The organism is Rahnella sp. Larv3_ips (genome assembly GCF_003697865.1).
GTDB lineage: Bacteria > Pseudomonadota > Gammaproteobacteria > Enterobacterales > Enterobacteriaceae > Rahnella > Rahnella rivi.
The window spans coordinates 314,129-332,004 of sequence record NZ_MJIB01000003.1; the positions used below are offsets into that span (position 1 = coordinate 314,129).

Annotated in this window: 17 protein-coding genes; 10 read left to right on the forward strand and 7 right to left on the reverse strand. The window is 54.6% G+C overall.

Annotated features, from left to right (window positions below):
- Window positions 1-105 precede the first annotated feature (105 nt).
- Window positions 106-531 carry a ribonuclease E inhibitor RraB gene (gene rraB, locus ED901_RS01435; protein ID WP_056776511.1) on the reverse strand — a complete coding sequence of 142 codons (426 nt, stop codon included), beginning with the start codon at window positions 529-531 and terminating at the stop codon, window positions 106-108.
- A gap of 168 nt (window positions 532-699) precedes the next feature.
- Here rraB and argF point away from each other — a divergent pair, with 168 nt between their 5' ends.
- Window positions 700-1,707, forward strand: a complete 1,008-nt coding sequence (gene argF, locus ED901_RS01440) for an ornithine carbamoyltransferase (RefSeq protein ID WP_122094387.1) — start codon at window positions 700-702, stop codon at window positions 1,705-1,707.
- Window positions 1,708-1,880: 173 nt separating this feature from the next.
- Window positions 1,881-3,668 (forward strand): sugar phosphorylase, encoded by a 1,788-nt coding sequence (locus ED901_RS01445; RefSeq protein ID WP_122094389.1) that lies wholly within the window; start codon window positions 1,881-1,883, stop codon window positions 3,666-3,668.
- Here the strand turns inward: ED901_RS01445 and ED901_RS01450 are convergent.
- Window positions 3,665-4,135: a YhcH/YjgK/YiaL family protein gene (locus ED901_RS01450; protein ID WP_122094391.1), complete on the reverse strand. Its 471-nt coding sequence runs from the start codon at window positions 4,133-4,135 to the stop codon at window positions 3,665-3,667. The genes ED901_RS01445 and ED901_RS01450 overlap by 4 nt on opposite strands.
- Before the next feature lie 414 nt (window positions 4,136-4,549).
- Here ED901_RS01450 and pyrB point away from each other — a divergent pair, with 414 nt between their 5' ends.
- From pyrB to ED901_RS01495, 8 genes are all read left to right on the forward strand, one after another.
- Window positions 4,550-5,485, forward strand: coding sequence for an aspartate carbamoyltransferase (gene pyrB, locus ED901_RS01460; protein WP_056776496.1), 936 nt, complete (start codon window positions 4,550-4,552; stop codon window positions 5,483-5,485).
- A gap of 18 nt (window positions 5,486-5,503) precedes the next feature.
- A complete protein-coding gene (gene pyrI, locus ED901_RS01465; protein ID WP_056776493.1) occupies window positions 5,504-5,968 on the forward strand; it encodes an aspartate carbamoyltransferase regulatory subunit in 465 nt (154 codons plus the stop codon).
- Between the two features lie 55 nt (window positions 5,969-6,023).
- On the forward strand, window positions 6,024-6,410 hold the full coding sequence (gene ridA, locus ED901_RS01470) for a 2-iminobutanoate/2-iminopropanoate deaminase (protein WP_122094395.1): 387 nt from the start codon (window positions 6,024-6,026) through the stop codon (window positions 6,408-6,410).
- A 208-nt stretch (window positions 6,411-6,618) separates the two neighbouring features.
- Entirely contained in the window at window positions 6,619-8,070 is a 1,452-nt protein-coding gene (locus tag ED901_RS01475; protein WP_056776484.1) for a circularly permuted type 2 ATP-grasp protein, read from the forward strand.
- A complete protein-coding gene (locus ED901_RS01480; RefSeq protein WP_056776481.1) occupies window positions 8,064-9,005 on the forward strand; it encodes an alpha-E domain-containing protein in 942 nt (313 codons plus the stop codon). Before ED901_RS01475 ends, ED901_RS01480 begins: the two co-directional genes overlap by 7 nt.
- Window positions 9,005-9,799 (forward strand): transglutaminase family protein, encoded by a 795-nt coding sequence (locus tag ED901_RS01485; protein ID WP_056776478.1) that lies wholly within the window; start codon window positions 9,005-9,007, stop codon window positions 9,797-9,799. Before ED901_RS01480 ends, ED901_RS01485 begins: the two co-directional genes overlap by 1 nt.
- Before the next feature lie 20 nt (window positions 9,800-9,819).
- Window positions 9,820-10,551: a proteasome-type protease gene (locus ED901_RS01490; RefSeq protein WP_122094398.1), complete on the forward strand. Its 732-nt coding sequence runs from the start codon at window positions 9,820-9,822 to the stop codon at window positions 10,549-10,551.
- Window positions 10,552-10,649: 98 nt separating this feature from the next.
- The gene (locus ED901_RS01495; RefSeq protein ID WP_122094400.1) at window positions 10,650-11,681 is read left to right on the forward strand and encodes a LacI family DNA-binding transcriptional regulator; all 1,032 of its coding nucleotides are present in this window, start codon (window positions 10,650-10,652) and stop codon (window positions 11,679-11,681) included.
- Between the two features lie 46 nt (window positions 11,682-11,727).
- Here ED901_RS01495 and ED901_RS01500 read toward each other — a convergent pair whose 3' ends face one another.
- Genes ED901_RS01500 through ED901_RS01520 form a run of 5 tightly spaced genes read right to left on the reverse strand, consistent with a single transcriptional unit; the run spans window position 11,728 to window position 17,871 of the window.
- Window positions 11,728-12,738: an OmpG family monomeric porin gene (locus ED901_RS01500; protein ID WP_122094401.1), complete on the reverse strand. Its 1,011-nt coding sequence runs from the start codon at window positions 12,736-12,738 to the stop codon at window positions 11,728-11,730.
- A 60-nt stretch (window positions 12,739-12,798) separates the two neighbouring features.
- Window positions 12,799-13,887, reverse strand: coding sequence for an ABC transporter ATP-binding protein (locus ED901_RS01505; protein WP_122094403.1), 1,089 nt, complete (start codon window positions 13,885-13,887; stop codon window positions 12,799-12,801).
- Window positions 13,888-13,896: 9 nt separating this feature from the next.
- Window positions 13,897-14,580: a beta-phosphoglucomutase gene (gene pgmB / locus ED901_RS01510; RefSeq protein WP_122094405.1), complete on the reverse strand. Its 684-nt coding sequence runs from the start codon at window positions 14,578-14,580 to the stop codon at window positions 13,897-13,899.
- Complete coding sequence (locus tag ED901_RS01515; protein WP_122094407.1) at window positions 14,570-16,816, reverse strand: glycoside hydrolase family 65 protein; 2,247 nt, start codon at window positions 16,814-16,816, stop codon at window positions 14,570-14,572. The genes pgmB and ED901_RS01515 overlap by 11 nt, the downstream gene beginning before the upstream one ends.
- A complete protein-coding gene (locus ED901_RS01520) occupies window positions 16,813-17,871 on the reverse strand; it encodes a Gfo/Idh/MocA family protein (RefSeq protein ID WP_122094409.1) in 1,059 nt (352 codons plus the stop codon). Before ED901_RS01520 ends, ED901_RS01515 begins: the two co-directional genes overlap by 4 nt.
- Between the last annotated feature and the right edge of the window lie 5 nt (window positions 17,872-17,876).

Genomic DNA, 17,876 nt, shown 5'->3' on the forward strand with positions numbered 1-17,876 from the left:
GCGAAGGGAGTCACAAAGGGGGGCTGTCATGCACAAACAAAAAAGGCCACCGTCTCCGGCAGCCTTTTCTTTCTTCATGAATCGAAATTCAGAAGCCCGACTCAATCAATGACGTTTGCCGTCATCATCTTCGTCGATGAAATCTTCGTCTTCGCCTTCTTCACCTTCTTCGTCGTCGTCGCCTTCGAAGTAAGTGCCCCAACCGTCGTAGTTAACGCCGTTGGTTTCGGCCAAATTCATCAGTTGCTCAACCTGTGCGTCGATAAGCTCTGCATTCAGCGCCACTTCGCTAATCACGTCACAGCACATCATGACAGTACCGTCTTCAGCTTCCAGCTCTTCCGGGTCGGAAACTTCATAACCCAGTTTGAAAGCTTCTACGACCGCTTTCTCCAGAACTTCGAACTTTTCTGAAGATAAGTGGTGTTCAATGGTGTAAAGCGCGTCAGGATCGCTGCCATCGTCCAGCAGCTCTTCGATGATTAAGCGAGTTTCTTCACGTTGTTCTTCCAGCAATTCACGGTTTGCCATATCTCAGTCCTCAATCAATTTGACGTTTGTACGCTATTTTCACACACCATAGAGCGCGCCTCCACTATTAAAGAGAAAGTTTTCTCTGTGGGGTTGTAATTGCATATTCATACATATAAATTGAATTTTAATTCAATCCGAAATGCTTACGCGCTATGGAGCGACATCATGAGTTTGTTGAGTAAACGTCATTTTCTCAGGTTACTGGATTTTACCCCGTCAGAGATTTCGTCCCTGCTGACACTCTCCGCTGAACTGAAAGCGGCAAAGAAAAATGGCACTGAGAAAGCCCGCCTGCAAGGCAAAAACATCGCGCTCATCTTCGAAAAAGACTCAACCCGCACACGATGCTCTTTCGAAGTTGCCGCATATGACCAGGGGGCAAAAGTCACTTATCTCGGCCCCAGTGGCAGCCAGATCGGCCATAAAGAATCGATGAAAGACACCGCCCGCGTATTGGGCCGGATGTACGACGGTATTCAGTATCGTGGCTACGGTCAGGATAAAGTGGAAACGCTGGCGGAATATTCCGGCGTGCCGGTATGGAATGGCTTAACCAATGAATTTCACCCGACGCAGCTGCTGGCCGACCTGCTGACCATGCAGGAGCATCTGCCAAATCAGCCGCTCAAAGGGATGCGCCTGGCGTATCTGGGCGACACACGTAACAATATGGGCAACTCGCTGCTGGAAGCTGCCGCGCTGTGCGGGCTGGATTTACGCCTTGTGGCACCGTCAGTATGCTGGCCCGATGCCGACCTGGTCGCGACCTGTCAACATCTCGCAAATGAAAATGGCGGCACTATCACGCTCACCGAAGACATTGCTACCGGCGTGAAAGACGCGGATTTCCTCTATACCGACGTCTGGGTGTCGATGGGTGAACCGAAAGAGGCCTGGAAGGAGCGTATCAACCTGTTGCGTCCTTATCAGGTGAACAGCGCGATGCTGGCGCTGACCGGCAATCCTGACGTGAAATTCCTGCACTGTCTGCCTGCGTTCCATGATGATCAGACCACACTCGGCAAACAAATGGCCGAAGAATACGGTTTGCAGGGCGGTATGGAAGTCACTGACGACGTCTTTGAGTCCCGCCACAGCGTCGTGTTCGATCAGGCGGAAAACCGTCTGCACACCATCAAAGCCGTCATGGTTGCCACACTCGGCACAGAATAAATTCCACGGCATCATCCCGAATTTTTTGCGGATGATGCCGCCTTTTTCCTCCAGAATTCTCCGTTATCCCCCCTTTTGTCGCCACAGCCGGTCATTTTCAACTAACCTTTTTAAAGCGCTTTCGTTTTATCGCCTTTGTCAGAAAAACAGAAATGCAGTGAGAAGGAACCGATATGAGCTCAGTAAATCTTGAGTATGTCCTGCGGCTGGAAAGCCTGTTAAGCAGGATTTACCCCAGGGAACACATCGCCGATCTGCTGAAAAAGATTCTGCATCTCGCCAACAAATGGGATTACGGCAAACACCGCACCACCGGCTGGGTGGACGGTACGAATATTTATCTGATTACTTATGGCGACAATATACGTCAGGGCGAGCAACCGCCGCTGGCGACGCTGAATCATTTTGCTAACACCTATTTGCGCGACATTATCAGCGACATCCATATTTTGCCGATGTACCCGTACAGCTCGGATGACGGCTTCAGCGTGATCGACTACCGGCGAATCGACGAAAATCTCGGAGGATGGTCTGACATTCACCACCTGTCAGAGAACTTTAATCTGATGTTCGACTGCGTGATTAATCACATCTCGCGTTCAAGCGACTGGATGAAAGGCTATCTGCACGACGATCCCTATTACAAAGGGTATTTCATCGACGCCAACCCTGAACTCGATTACAGCCGGGTTGTGCGCCCGCGCGCTTCGCCGCTGCTCTCTCCCTTTATCAAAGCCGACGGCACCGAGCTGTATCTGTGGACAACCTTCAGCGAAGATCAGGTGGACATTAATTTCAAAAATCCGCAGGTCCTGCTGGAAAGCATCGACGTGCTGCTGCAATACGCGGCCAGCGGCGGGCAGTCGATTCGCCTCGATGCCATCGGGTATATCTGGAAGGAAGCCGGAACCTCCTGTATTCACCTGCCACAGGCGCACAACATCATCAAAGTGTGGCGCACGATTCTGGATGAAGTGATCCCCGGCACGCGGTTGATTACCGAAACCAACGTTCCGCATCACGAAAACATCAGTTATTTCGGTGAAGGCGATGAGGCGCACATGGTGTATCAGTTCCCGCTGCCGCCGCTGACGCTGCATGCGTTTTTACGCGAAGACACCACCACACTCACCCGCTGGGCACAGAGCCTGAATGCCGAAGCGCGCTACCCTGACACCACGTATTTCAACTTCCTCGCCAGCCACGACGGGATCGGCCTGCGCCCGACAGAAACCTTTCTCAGCGATGAAGAACGCAAATACATGGCGCAGGAAACGCTGCGTAAAGAGGGGCGCGTCTCCTACAAAGACAACGGCGACGGCACCCATTCTCCTTATGAGCTGAATATCAATTACCTGAGCGCACTGACCGAACCGGAAGATAGCGTCGAAATGAAAGCGCGCAAGTTCCTGGCGGCGCAGGCGCTGTTGTTGTCGTTCATCGGCGTTCCGGCGATTTATATCCACAGCCTGCTGGGCAGCGAAAACGATCTCGACGGCATGCATCAGTCCGGGATCAACCGGCGCATCAACCGTAAAAAGCTGGATCTGAGTAAAATTGAGGCCGAACTGGATAAGAAAGACAGTCTGCCCGCGCGGGTATTCGAGGGCTTACAGGCACTGATAAGGCACCGGCGCGCCCATCCGGCGTTCTCGCCACAGGCTGGTCAGCGGGTGTTTGACCTCGGGAAATCGCTGTTTGCCATGGAACGCTATGATCCGAAAACAGAAGACCGCATAACCTGCGTGTTTAACATCAGCAGCCGTTCACAGGTGCTGAAACTGGCGGTAGAAGGCAAGGATCTGATTGGCGGGGACGTGTTTAACGGGCAGACGCGACTCCAGCCGTGGCAGGTGGTGTGGATCAAACACAAACTGAAAGCGCCAGAACGCCTCGGAAGACTGCGTCGCTGGCGGATGAAATTGTTTAAACGTACTAAACGTCAGCCTGCAGATCGTTAAGCGGGTAACACGCTGGCGTCCATTTTCACCACGGCTTTGCGCACGTTGGCCGGTTCGCCAACGGCGCACAGCGGTTTATGCACTTCGCCCGGATAAAACACCACGAAATCGCCGGTCTGCATGATCATGGTTTTTTCCTGTTCACCGGCAGCCAGAAACGCGATGTCCTTGTCGGCCAGCCAGTCGGTGTCAACGTACCCTGCCGGTAAGTTGCTGAAAGTCATGCCTTCAGTCCCATTGAGGATAATCTGAATATCCAGATAACGCGCATGAAACTCGGCACGGCGTTCTGCCTGAGGTGCCGTTGAATCATTGGAAATCAGCACGAAAACGTCATCGCCACAGATATCGTGTTTACCCAGCGGGGTATCGGCATTGATGTTCTGTTTGACGAATTCGATCGCTTCTCGCAGCGCGGCAGGCAGATAGGGGACTAAATGTAACTGATGAATATTACCGGTAATCATGATTTTCCCTTTGCTGTAGTAAAAATGAAATGATGTTTCAATGTGGGAACATGATAATGCACTCTTGCCCTGCGCCCCTTGATCCAGTTAACACTTTTTGCCTGCGGATCCGGCCACAGCCAAACGTTTGCCTGCGGGCGATTTTCCGCTTGATGTCGCCGGTTACGCGCGTATAATGCGCCACAATTTGCCGGGAGAACCCATGAACATTTGCCACGTTTTGCGCTCAGACGATCGACCAGACACCGTGCCATCAGGCAGCCCGCTGCCGTTGTTCTTCCGTTGTATTGCTGGTCAGCGTTCAGTTGATCAAAAAGAAAGGCCCCTCATTGCAGGGGCTTTTTTTTGTCCGAAATTTGAGTGTGCAGCCACTGCAAGCACATCTTTTAAGCACAAAGAAACAGGAGAATGACGATGGCGAATCCGCTGTATCTAAAAGACATCATTTCAATTAACGATCTCAGCCGCGAGGAGCTCGAGCTGGTGCTCGAGACCGCCGCCAGCCTGAAAGCCAGTCCGCAGCCTGAATTGTTGAAACACAAAGTCATCGCCAGCTGTTTCTTTGAAGCGTCCACCCGCACGCGCCTGTCGTTTGAAGCCTCCGTTCACCGCCTCGGTGCGTCGGTGGTCGGGTTCTCGGACAGCAGCAACACGTCGCTTGGCAAAAAAGGCGAGACGCTGGCCGACACCATTTCGGTGATCAGCACCTACGTCGATGCCATTGTGATGCGCCATCCGCAGGAAGGCGCGGCGCGTCTGGCCACTGAATTCTCCGGCAACATTCCGGTACTGAACGCCGGTGACGGTGCGAATCAGCATCCGACCCAAACCCTGCTGGACTTGTTCACCATTCAGGAAACACAGGGCCGCCTGGATAACATCAACATCGCCATGGTCGGCGACCTGAAATATGGCCGCACGGTGCATTCCCTGGCGCAGGCGCTGGCGAAATTTAACGGCAACCGTTTCTACTTTATCGCCCCGGACGCACTGGCGATGCCGGGCTACATTCTGGCGCTGCTGGAAGAGAAAGGGATTGAATACAGCCTGCATAGCAGCATCGAGGAGGTCGTGCCGGACATCGATATTCTGTACATGACCCGCGTGCAGAAAGAGCGTCTTGATCCCTCTGAGTACGCCAATGTGAAGGCGCAGTTTGTGTTACGCGCCGCCGATCTGACCCATGCTCAGCCGCATCTGAAAGTGCTGCATCCGCTGCCGCGTATTGACGAGATCACGCCGGATGTCGATAAAACGCCTTACGCCTGGTATTTCCAGCAGGCCGGAAACGGCATTTTTGCGCGCCAGGCGTTGCTGGCACTGGTGCTGAACGCAGACACTGCCCAATAAACTTGAGGAGAAACGATCATGACTCACGACAATAAACTTCAGGTTGAAGCGATCAAATGCGGTACGGTGATCGACCATATTCCCGCGCAGGTCGGGTTTAAGCTGCTGTCTCTGTTCAAATTTACCCAGACGGAACAACGCGTCACCGTCGGCCTGAACCTGCCGTCCGGCGAACTTGGCCGCAAAGACATCATCAAAATCGAGAATACATTTCTGACCGACGAGCAGGTCAATCAGCTGGCGGTGTACGCCCCGCGCGCGACGGTAAATCGCATTGATGATTATGAAGTGGTGAAGAAACTGATGCCGACGCTGCCGGACCGGATTGTGGGCGTTTTACGCTGCCCGAACGGCAACTGCATCAGCCGCTTTGAGCCGGTGGATTCCAGTTTTGCGGTGAAACAGCGTGCCGACGGCGTGCACCTGAAATGTAAGTATTGCGAGAAAGAGTTTGAGCACCAGGTGGTGCTGAACAACGATTAACCCTTTATACTGAGGGATAATTTTTCATTCACCTTAACTCAAATCAGGAGACATTATGTCCCGCGAAATCAGCACTGAAAACGCTCCGGCAGCCATCGGTCCTTATGTTCAGGGCGTCGATCTGGGCAGCATGATCATCACGTCCGGTCAGATCCCGGTGGATCCTAAAACCGGCGCCGTGGCCGACGATATCGCCGCTCAGGCACGCCAGTCACTGGAAAACGTGCAGGCGATCGTGGAAGCCGCTGGCCTGAAAGTTTCAGACATCGTGAAAACCACCGTTTTCGTGAAAGATCTGAACGACTTCACCACCGTTAACGCCACGTATGAAGCCTTCTTCACCGAACACAACGCGCCATTCCCGGCCCGTTCCTGCGTTGAAGTCGCGCGTCTGCCAAAAGACGTGAAAATCGAAATCGAAGCCATCGCTGTACGCCGTTAATTCGTGCCACCGATGCACCAGACCAGCCTGCGGGCTGGTTTTTTTTGCCCCATTATCAGGCAAAGAACCCGCTTTCCGCCCTATAATTAAGCAGCCCTGCCTCTTTTCTCCTGATTTCCAGCCCATTTTGCACGCTGGCACACTTTATGCCTGATCTTCATTGTTATTGAACGATTCAATTGCAGCCTGTCCAGTTTGTGAGGTGATGATGATCAAGATTGACCTTTCCGATTCACCCTTTTTTGATGAGATGTTAATGGCTGAAGGGAAACACCGCAGCCATTATCAGGCTTACTGGCAGTGGTTGCAGCAGGCCGATCAACAGGCCGTCCAGCGCAAAAAAGAGGAAGCTGCGCTGCTGTTCCACCGGGTGGGGATTACCTTTAATGTTTACGGCGAAGATGATGGCGCGGAGCGGCTGATCCCGTTCGACAGCGTGCCGCGCATTATTCCTGCCGGGGAATGGCAAATGCTCGATCGCGGTATCCGTCAGCGGGTACAGGCGCTGAATGCGTTTCTGCATGATATTTACCACGACCAGAAGATCCTCAAAGCCGGGATCGTGCCTGCCGAACAGGTGCTGGCAAACGATCAATATCAGCCTTGCATGCAGGGCATCGATCTTCACCGTGATACTTACGCCCACATCGCCGGCACCGACATGGTGCGCGGCGGCGACGGTGAATATTACGTGCTGGAAGACAACCTGCGCACGCCCTCCGGCGTCTCCTATATGATGGAAAACCGCAAAATGATGATGCGGTTATACCCGGAACTCTTCGCCCAGCAGCGGATCGCGCCGGTTTCGCGCTACCCTTCTCACCTGCTGCAAACCCTGCGCGAAAGCACACCGGTGAACGATCCGACCGTCGTGGTGCTGACGCCGGGCCGCTTTAACAGCGCCTATTTCGAGCACAGTTTCCTGGCGCAGCAAATGGGCGTTGAGCTGGTGGAAAGCGCCGATCTGTTCGTGAAAGACGGTGCCGTACTGATGCGTACCACCGCCGGGCCGTGCAAAATTGACGTGATTTACCGTCGCATCGACGATGCGTTCCTGGATCCGCTGGCGTTTCGTGCTGATTCCATGCTCGGCGTGCCCGGCCTGCTTTCCGTCTATCGCGCGGGCGGCGTGGTGCTGGCGAATGCGATCGGTACCGGCGTGGCGGATGACAAATCGATCTACCCGTATGTACCGGAGATGATCCGCTACTATCTGGCCGAAGATCCGATCCTCAATAACGTGCCGACCTGGCAATGCCGCAAAGAAAGCGATCTCTCTTTCGTGCTGGCGAATCTGGACAAAATGGTGGTGAAGGAGGTTCATGGCGCAGGCGGTTACGGCATGCTGATTGGCCCGATGGCCAGTCAGGAAGAGCTGGCCCGTTTTCGCGATCTGCTAAAAACCCGCCCTGAAAATTACATCGCGCAGGAGACACTCGCGCTCTCAACATGCCCGACGTTTGTCGAAAACGGCCTGGCGCCGCGCCACATCGATTTACGGCCTTTCGCCCTGACCGGTGCGGAAATTCGCCTGGTGCCCGGCGGGCTCACCCGCGTTGCGCTGGCCGAAGGCTCGCTGGTGGTCAATTCATCGCAGGGCGGTGGCACCAAAGATACCTGGGTGCTGGAAGAAGATTCGACGGAGGACGACGCATGCTAAGCAGAACCGCCAGTGAGCTGTACTGGATGGCGCGTTATCTGGAACGCGCCGAAAATATCGCCCGTCTGCTGGACGTCACTAACAAGCTGTCGATGATGTCGATCCGCGACGTGACAGCACGCGACGAAAATAACGATCTGCTGGTGCCGCTGACCATGACCGGCACGCGCACGCTGTTCGATGCGCATTATCCGCAGCTGACGATGAGCAATCTGCTCAACTTTTTCGCGTTAGACAACATCAACCACGGCAGCATTTTCAGCTGTCTGCAAATGGCGTGGAATAATGCTCACGCCGTGCGCGGCAGCCTGTCTTCTGAAGTCTGGGAAAGCATCAATGCCACCTGGATCGAGATGAAACTGATCCGCCGCCAGGGCGTCGGGTCGGCGGGCGCCGATTCATTTTTCGACTGGGTTAAGGAGCGCTCACACCTGTTTCGTGGCGCCATGTTCGGCACTTTGCTGCGCAGCGACGCCCAGAACTTCATCCGGCTCGGCACCATGCTGGAGCGCGCAGACAGTACAGCCCGCCTGCTGGATGCCAAAAATCAGCTTCTCAACGCCGATGAAGATCCGGTACGCGAATATTACCGGATGGACACCCTGCTGCGCGCGGTGAGCGCCCGCGAAGCGTTCCACACGCTTTATAAGCAGCAACTTAGCCAGAAACGCATCGCTGAATTGCTGATCCTGCGCCGTGAATTACCGCGCTCACTGCTGTCTTGCGTGGAAATCATGGCCGAACAGCTGGAAGAAATCGGCGGCACCGCAGGCAACCTGCCACGCCGCCGCGTTCATACCCTGCACGCGCAGCTTCGTTTCACCGAAATGGAAGAGATTGTCGAAATGGGCCTCAGCCCCTGGTTGATGCAGTTCCTCGACCAGACCGGCGCTATCGCCGAGAGCATCCATCAGACCTATCTGGAGGCACAATAATGAAACTGAATGTCAGTCATCAGACGCATTACACCTATGCGCAGCAGGTCAAACACAGCACGCAATACCTGCGCCTTACCCCGCAAAACTCCAGCCATCAGAAAATCCTGTCATGGGATTTAACCCTGCCGGAATATGCCACCCGCACCTTTGATGCCTACGGCAACGTTTTGCATGTGCTGACCCTCGACCAGCCGCATCAGGCGATCACCATTGAGGCCAACGGCATGGTGGAGATCGAAGACAACACCGAAGACGACAGCTGCGGCCATCTCTCGCCGCTGGTGTTCCTGCGTACCAGCCCGCTGACGCAGGCCGACGGTGCGATCCGCGATTTTGCGCATCGTTATTACCGGCCACAGGCTCAGCACGAAAGCCTGTGCAGCCTGATGGGTGAGCTGTTGCTGAAAATGCCCTACAGCCCCGGCACCACCACGGTGAAAGACAGCGCGTCGCAGGCGTTTTCCGCGCAGCAAGGCGTATGTCAGGATCACACTCACGTCTTTCTCGCCTGCTGCCGCAGTCTGGGCATTCCGGCGCGCTATGTCAGCGGCTACCTTTATACTGAAGATTCCGCCCATGTGGCGATGCATGCCTGGGCGGAAGCCTGGCTGGATGACCGCTGGCAGAGCTTTGACGTCACCAATAACACCTGCCAGCCCAATCAGCATTTGAAACTGGCTATCGGCATAGATTATCTTGATGCTTGCCCGGTCCGCGGTATCCGGTTAGGTGGAGGATGCGAAGACATGCGCACTGTCGCGGCAGTTGAAATGTTCGACATACCGCAATAATCGATACAGGAACGAATCCTATGACTTACTGTGTGGCCATGCGCTTGTCCTCTGGCCTGGTGTTTGTTTCAGACTCGCGCACCAATGCCGGGGTGGATCACATTTCCACCTTCCGCAAACTGCATGTTTTTCATCACAGCGATGAACGGGTGCTGGTGCTCCAAAGTGCCGGAAATCTGGCGACCACACAGAGCATTATCAGCCTGCTGCACCGGCGTTGCCTCGATGATCAGCGGGAAAATCTGCTTAACGTGGAATCAATGTACGACGCCGCCAGCCTGCTCGGGGAAACGGTGCGCGAAGTGATTGCCCGTGACAGCGGCGCCAATCAGGGCGGCACCACGGATTTCAGCTGTAACCTGCTGCTCGGCGGCCAGATCAAGGGTGAAGGGTTGCGGCTGTTCCATATTTATCCCCAGGGTAATTTCATCGAAGCCACCCACGACACACCCTATTTTCAGGTGGGGGAAAGCAAGTACGGCAAGCCGATTATCGATCGCGTGCTGAACTTCGATACTCCGCTGGATCAGGCGATGCAGTGCGCGCTGATTTCGATGGATTCGACGCTGCGCAGTAATCTTTCCGTCGGCCTGCCGCTGGATGTGCTGACCTACCCGGTCGACAGCTACAGCACGGCGCAGCAGTACCGGATCACCGACACACATCCGTATTTCGACATGATCCGCAAAGGCTGGGGCGAAGGCTTGCTGAGTATTTTTGCCCAACTACCACCGCTGAAATTAGACGAGTAAACCTCCGCCACATCAGGTCTGGGGAACATGGACAACCTCAGACCTGCCCCGTATTATCAATATCCCGTCCTTAATACGGATATTTGAGGTGAAATATCGTGGCAGTCACTATTTATGATATTGCCCGTCTGGCAAAAGTCTCCAAATCTACCGTATCGCGAGTTATCACTCATCAAACCAATATTTCGCCTGATGCGCGTGAGCGTGTTCTGGAAGCTATCCGCACCCTGAATTACCAGCCGAGTAAAGTGGCACGGGCGCTGACATCTAAAGGTTTTGATGCCATTTTGGTCATTTCCACCCGCTCCACCAAAACCACCGCCGGTAATCCGTTCTTTTCCGAAATACTGCAATCCATTGCATTGCGCGCGGAAAAAGAAGGGTTTGATGTTATTTTGCAGACCTCCAAAAATAGCGAAGAAGATTTGCAAAAGTGCGTGGCAAAAATAACGGAAAAAATGGTGAAGGGCGTGATTATGCTGAGTTCACCGGCTGATGAACACATTCTGGCGCAACTCGACCATTATCAGGTTCCCGTTGTTGTTATTGGTAATATCGAAGGCGCTTATAAACATGTTTTCTCCGTCGATACCGATAATTTCCAGGACAGCTACCGGCTGACACAACATCTTATTTCGCTCGGTCATCGGGATATTGCCTGCCTGCATGCTCCGCTGGATTACCACGTTTCGATTGATCGTTTGTCCGGGTATCAGCACGCCATGCAGGACGCCGGGCTGCCGGTGCAACCAGGCCTGATGATTGACGGCGGCTACACGGCGGAAAGCGCCTGTCTGGCGGCAACGGCGCTGCTCAAAAGTGATCGGCCACCGACTGCCGTTTTCGCCACCGATGCCTTAAAAGTCATGAGTATTTACCGCGCGGCCCATGATCAGAAAAAAACCATTCCTGACGAGCTTTCCGTCACCGGCTACAGCAGCGACAATGTTTCGCCCCTCCTTTCTCCAGGTCTTACCGGCATTGAAATTCCGATCCGGGAATTAGGCTGGCAGGGTTGCAGTGTGTTGTTTGATAAAATTTTCGACCGCCCGTGTGCGCACGCACGAACGCTTGTGCCCACGCAGTTAGTCGTCAATCATTCCGCCCGTTGTCTTAAGACCGCGAAATAAGTCAGTCCAACAGGAAGCGGCGCCCCCTGTTGGATGATTCAGTGCATCAGAAGGTATACGTCAGGCCGACACCGGTATAATGGAATTTGGTTTTCGCATTGGCGCTGGCATCAATATTATCGTGCAGCTGCAATTCGTAGGCATATTCCAGAGATATCGCAAAACCGGCCGGTAATGGCTGATTAATTAACAGTCCGAAACGGGTATCGGTTTCCCCTTCCCGCTCTGCGCGGTCGTCATTGTAATAATAAGTGTCGAGCGTTCTGCGAACGTACGGCGTCAGCACCGTTTTTCCGCTGGAAAAGAGATCCACACTCACCGGTAAATATACGCGGGCTTCCTGTTTGGCGAATTCGCCGCGCTGACTGTCTCCGGTATTCCATCCGCGATCTAAATAATAATTCACCTGAATGGCAATATCCCCGGAGAAACTGTATTTAAGACCCGTTTCGCCTTCGAATTCCTTATTCAGATAACCGTTATTGTCCATATTATTATAATAATTGTATAACGCCATCCAGCCGTTATATTTCAGATTCGGGCTAAGTGAAACTGACCAGTCGGGCTGAACAGTGTAACGCTGGGTGTTGTAGGATCCGCTGTCTTTCTTCTTATCTTCATTATACTTCCACTGATAATTTCTGAACCCCAGCATCAGCCCAAGGGCGTAATCATCGTTATCGGCAAACTGATAATGCGCATCGAACTCGTACTGATTGAACCAGTCGCTGCGCGTATCCTGAGAATAATCAACGTTATGATCTTCCTGATAAAACGCGCCGTACAGATTCCACTGTCCTTTGCTGAAGTTAATAAACACCGTCGGTTCATAGGCACCGTCTTTATCGCCCTGACCTTCCGTGTTTTCAGTTTCCTGCATCACACCGACCTGGATCTTCCAGGGTTCAGAAGGCAGGGCCGCCAGGCCGATGGGCACCGGCGTCATCATTTCCGGTGAATTATGATCTTCATTCTTATTCACGCTTTCGCCTTCAGCAGAAAACGCAGACGAGCAGACTGCGCCGCAGAATAAGGCGGCAATGAGATTTATTTTCATTATATAAATTCCTTTTACAGTAGGGACAGCGAAATATTAAGACAACGGGTAACCTCTTTTTTAAATACCTGTAATAACGACTTCAGAATCGCAATCAAAGAAATGGCATTTATTCATATCAAAACGCAGGGATAATAATTCACCTGCCTGATAATCCGTATTCGCGCCGGAGCGACAGACAAACTCATGTCCGCCAATAGAGCAATACAACATAAATTCTGCGCCCGTCAGTTCGGCTACGGTAATACGCGCTTCAAAATGCGCATTTTGCGAAGCCGCACTGGCGATATCCTCCGGGCGGATGCCCAGCACCAGCGGCTTACGCTGATAATCGCGTGCATTCAGGACCGCCAGTTTTTCCTGCGGCACCGGAATGCGCAGGCTTTCGGTGACAAAGAATTCACCATCGAGCGCGCCACGGATAAAGTTCATCGCCGGGGAACCGATAAAACCGGCAACGAACATATTTTGCGGGTGGTTATACACCGCCTTCGGCGCACCGACCTGCTGGATCACACCGTCTTTCATCACCACAATCCGCGTCGCCATGGTCATGGCTTCGGTCTGATCGTGGGTGACGTAAATCATGGTGGTGTTGAGTTTGTGGTGCAACTTGCTGATTTCCGCACGCATCTGCACACGCAGTTTGGCGTCCAGGTTCGACAGCGGTTCATCCATCAGAAAGACTTTGGCATCGCGCACAATGGCGCGCCCGAGGGCCACACGCTGTCGCTGCCCGCCGGATAACGCGCCGGGACGGCGCTGGAGATACTCTTTCAAACCGAGGATTTGCGCAGCATATTCCACACGCTGGTGGATTTCCTCCGGCGCAATTTTTCTCAGCTTCAGTCCGAACGCCATGTTGTCGTAAACCGACATATGTGGATAAAGCGCATAGTTCTGAAACACCATCGCAATCTCGCGATCTTTTGGCGCCACATCATTCATGCGCACGCCGTCGATCAGCAGGTCGCCGTCAGAAATCGCCTCCAGCCCTGCAATCATGCGCAATGTGGTGGATTTTCCGCAGCCCGACGGCCCGACAAACACGATGAACTCTTTGTCTGCGATTTCCAGACTGAAATCCTTCACCACCTGAACCTGCTTGTCGTAAATTTTCTGAATATGTTGCAGTGAAATCTGAGCCATAATTTTTCCTTAAATGTCAGCCTGATAGCGTAACCACTGTTGCCTGATCACCGCCCATGACAGCCCGTCGGTCGAATCAAGACGGTAATCTGCCCCTTCCAGAGTGGCACCAATGCCTATCGCAAAAATGCCTCCGGCACGCAACGCATCAATGCCCGCCTGCGCATCTTCAATCCCCACGGCCTGTTGCGGCGTGACATTGAGCGCCTCACAGACGTGGAGAAAAATCTCCGGATGCGGTTTGGAATGCACGATCTGGCGGGTATCTGCCACATAATCAAATGCCTGCTGTAATCCCAGCGCGGCCAGTACCTGCGGGGCATTTTGTGACACAGAGGCCAGTCCGATGAGAACGCCCTGATCCCGCAGCCGGTGCAGCAGTTCGCTGATCCCCGGCAGGATGTCTGCCGTGGTAAGCCCGGCGAGTAAACTGACGTAATCGGCATTTTTTTCTGCCGCCATCGCTGAACACTGCGCCGGTGTAAAATCCTGTGCTTTACCGCCTGCGGCCAGGATCCGCAGCAGCGATCCCTGCCGGCTGACGCCTTTGAGTTGCTCATTAAATGCCGCATCAATTGAGATGCCGATGCGCTGCGCCAGCCGTTGCCAGGCGACAAAATGCAGGTGTGCGGTATTAACCACCACGCCGTCGAGATCAAAAATGACGGCGCGCGGCGAAATGTCAGATTTCATCATGCGATCCTTTCAGAATGAGGCTTTCCGTAAACGTGTGAGAGAGGCCGTTTACCCGGACTGTCAGCGGGCGGGCATCCGTTTTGCACAGCGTGAATTGCTGCGCTTCGATCGTCACTTTCAGGCGTGACCCGCGCCAGCACAGAGGAAACTGTAACTGTCGCCAGCCCTGCGGCAGCGCAGGCCGGAAATGCAGTTCGCCCGACTGATAATCCAGCCCCGCAAACCCCATCAGCGCCCCCATCCAGACCGCCGAGGTCGCCGCCGCATGAATGCCGTCGTCGCTGGAATGCGGTTCATCGCCTAAATCTATGCGGCACGCCTCACGGTAAAACTGCAATGCCTGCGCAGCCTGCCCGGTGCGGGCGGCAACAATGGCATGGACGGATTTACTCAGTGAGGAATCATGGATGGTGCGTGGCTCATAAAAACGCAGGTTGGCGGCCTGACTGTGCGGGGTAAATTGCGCGGGCAGCAGGTGCATCAGCATCACCACATCGGCCTGTTTCAGTACCTGCATCTCGTTGATTTCAGCGCGGGAATACTCCAGCAAAATAGCCTGCGTGCCCTGCTGCGTTTTATAGGCGGTCAGGTCGCATTGCGGCTTGCTGAGAAAGGTATCATCCTGCGCGATCACGCCCTGTTGATCCGGCTGCGGCAGATACAGCTGCGTGAGAAAATCCGCTGCCCGGCGGAAGAACGCCTCATCCTGATGACCGGACCGGCGCAGGTATTCGCAGGCTGTCTGCACGTTGTAATGCGCCATATAATTGGTAAACGCATTATTATCAATGTGTTCGGTGTATTCATCCGGCCCGATAACATTGAGGATTTCCAGACGATGGTGGCGACGTTCGGCGCGGCTCATCCAGAACAGCGCCGTTTCTTTCAGCAACGCCAGCCCCGTTTGCTGCATAAACTCGCCATCTTGTGTCGCCTGAAAATAGCCTGCGGTGGCATAGGCGACATCGGCCACCAGATGATGTTCGGCCAGTGCAGACGCCACCCGCTGCCGCTGGCCGGTACGGATGTTGATGGCCGCAAACTCCGGGGTTTCCTCTTCGCCGCTGAAAGCGCTTTCCCACGGGAACAGCGCGCCCTCATAGCCATTGCGCCGGGCTTTATCCTGCGCCGGTAAAAGATGGCGAAAACGGTACTCCAGCAGTTGTCGCGCCTGCTCCGGCGCATTGAGCAGGGCAAAAGGCAGGATAAAAATTTCGGTATCCCAGAACACATGCCCCTTGTAGCCCTCGCCGGTCAGCCCTTTCGCCGCCACACTGGCGCGGGCATCATGCGCCGGGATCATCAGTTTCAGATGATACAGCGCAAAATCCAGCGCACGCTGATCTTGCGGATCATCAGATTCCACGCCGACGCGCGACGCGCGCCAGTAATGCTGCCAGTGGCCGGTATGTTCCATCAGCAAATGGCCGTAGCTATGCTGCGCAACGGCAGAAAGCGCCTCCAGGCAACGTTGCGGCCAGGTATTATCCGGCCCGGCATCCGCATCAAGCGACGTGGCAATCCAGCTGAATTTCTCCAGCGTCACCGCTTCACCGGCCTGCAATGGCAGGCTGATATGCTGCAACAGCTGGCGGTTTTTGGCAGAGAAACTGCTGCTGGCACCGGGCGGGATCACACACCGGCTGGTGATAATCGCCTGCTGCTGCCCGTCGGTGGTCTGATAGCAACCCTGTAAAACGTTGTGATCGAAAACCCGCACCGAACATTCATTCAGATGCTGTCTGCCGCTGTTGGTCTGTGTGGCATCAATGCCGGTGCTCACGCACAGATGCGCATCACTCCCGAGAGCGGTGACGGTTAAACGGCAGGCCACCAGCGCCAGCGGAGCCAGCGCCACAAACCGCCGGGTTTCAATTTTAAACTGCTGACCGGCGGGTGACTGCCAGACCAGTTCACGGTAAAGCTCGCCGTTCATGGTGCGCAGTTCGCGCTGATACGACATCAGCGTGCCGGAAAGCAACGAGAAGCTTTCGCCGTCCAGTTCAATGCGCATCCCGGTGATGTCCGGCAGATTCACCAGTTCAGTCACTTCCGTGGCATTCGCCCGGTGATAAAAACCGGCAACGAACATTCCCCGCTGCTGATCGGTATAGGCTTCTTCGTGACAGCCACGAATGCCGGTCCGGCCATTGCCGCAGGTATGCAGGCTGGCGTATTTATTCAGGCGATGAGGCGAAAATGGCGCTTCGTGCAGGATCTGAGTCTGGATCATAGATACACGCTCTCCCCTGAGGTTGCCGAGGCATAAATCGCTGCCACCAGTTGCTGAATGCGGTACCCCTGCCCGGCATCAGCCAGGCTGACTGTTTCCCCGCGAACCGCCGCCACGAAAGCCTGAAGGCTGCGCGCATGGCGCTGGTCGTCGGCCACCTCGCGGCTAAATAACGTCACCAGCTGGCCCTTTTCATCGGTATACACCTGTGCCGGAAACAGCGTGGCACCGGCCTTGTCACCGCAAAACTCGACGTTCATCACCGACTGCGGCTGAATGTTCAGCGCAAATGCCGTTTCCACCCGCAGCAACCCACCATCGCAAAACTCGATGGCGGCAAACACGGAATCTTCCACGCTGTATTTCTTCGGATCCCAGCTGCCGAATTGTCCTTCACCTTTGCGGGTACCTATTTTTTGAAACATCTGCGCCGTCACCTTGCGCACCGCCGGAAAACCGAGCACGTACATCGCGGCATCCAGCATGTGAATGCCGATGTCGATCAGCGGTCCGCCACCGGACTGAGTGATATCAGTAAAATTGCCCCAGCCGGGAACCCCGCAACGCCGCAGCGCGCGGGCGGTGGTGACATACACCTCGCCCAGTTCTCCGTCTGCGACTTTACGGCGCAAAATGCGCGCATCTTCGGCGAAACGGTGGTGAAAATCGTAGGCCAGGATGCGGTCAGCCTGTTGCGCCGCCTGCCACATCTCCAGCGCCTGAGCGGGATCCATGGCGGGCGGTTTTTCGCAAAACACATGGCAGCCATGCTGCAATGCGGCGATCACCTGCTGATGGTGGAAAAGGTTGGGCGTACACACACTGACCGCGTCGGGGCGTTCGGTGAGTAACATATCTTCCAGCGACGTATAGGCCCGCGCGATGCCGTTACGCTGCGCAAATGCCTGAGCGCGTGCGGCATCACAATCCACCACCGCCACCAGTTCAAGGCCGGGATCCTGACGGTAACCGGCCACGTGAACCTTTTCCGCCACCTGGCCTGCGCCGATCAGCGCGACCTTCAGCGTTCCTGCCGTTTTCGTTATAAATTCCATTTTAC

Bases quoted from the DNA above. Each gene is read 5' to 3' on its own strand.
- pyrI (WP_056776493.1), top strand. From the start codon at position 5,504: ATGACTCACGACAATAAACTTCAGGTTGAAGCGATCAAATGCGGTACG.
- ED901_RS01500 (WP_122094401.1), bottom strand. From the start codon at position 12,738: ATGAAAATAAATCTCATTGCCGCCTTATTCTGCGGCGCAGTCTGCTCG.
- ED901_RS01505 (WP_122094403.1), bottom strand. From the start codon at position 13,887: ATGGCTCAGATTTCACTGCAACATATTCAGAAAATTTACGACAAGCAG.
- ED901_RS01520 (WP_122094409.1), bottom strand. From the start codon at position 17,871: ATGGAATTTATAACGAAAACGGCAGGAACGCTGAAGGTCGCGCTGATC.
- ED901_RS01450 (WP_122094391.1), bottom strand. From the start codon at position 4,135: ATGATTACCGGTAATATTCATCAGTTACATTTAGTCCCCTATCTGCCT.
- ED901_RS01445 (WP_122094389.1), top strand. From the start codon at position 1,881: ATGAGCTCAGTAAATCTTGAGTATGTCCTGCGGCTGGAAAGCCTGTTA.
- ED901_RS01485 (WP_056776478.1), top strand. From the start codon at position 9,005: ATGAAACTGAATGTCAGTCATCAGACGCATTACACCTATGCGCAGCAG.
- ED901_RS01515 (WP_122094407.1), bottom strand. From the start codon at position 16,816: ATGATCCAGACTCAGATCCTGCACGAAGCGCCATTTTCGCCTCATCGC.
- ridA (WP_122094395.1), top strand. From the start codon at position 6,024: ATGTCCCGCGAAATCAGCACTGAAAACGCTCCGGCAGCCATCGGTCCT.
- pyrB (WP_056776496.1), top strand. From the start codon at position 4,550: ATGGCGAATCCGCTGTATCTAAAAGACATCATTTCAATTAACGATCTC.
- ED901_RS01475 (WP_056776484.1), top strand. From the start codon at position 6,619: ATGATCAAGATTGACCTTTCCGATTCACCCTTTTTTGATGAGATGTTA.
- ED901_RS01490 (WP_122094398.1), top strand. From the start codon at position 9,820: ATGACTTACTGTGTGGCCATGCGCTTGTCCTCTGGCCTGGTGTTTGTT.
- rraB (WP_056776511.1), bottom strand. From the start codon at position 531: ATGGCAAACCGTGAATTGCTGGAAGAACAACGTGAAGAAACTCGCTTA.
- pgmB (WP_122094405.1), bottom strand. From the start codon at position 14,580: ATGAAATCTGACATTTCGCCGCGCGCCGTCATTTTTGATCTCGACGGC.
- argF (WP_122094387.1), top strand. From the start codon at position 700: ATGAGTTTGTTGAGTAAACGTCATTTTCTCAGGTTACTGGATTTTACC.
- ED901_RS01480 (WP_056776481.1), top strand. From the start codon at position 8,064: ATGCTAAGCAGAACCGCCAGTGAGCTGTACTGGATGGCGCGTTATCTG.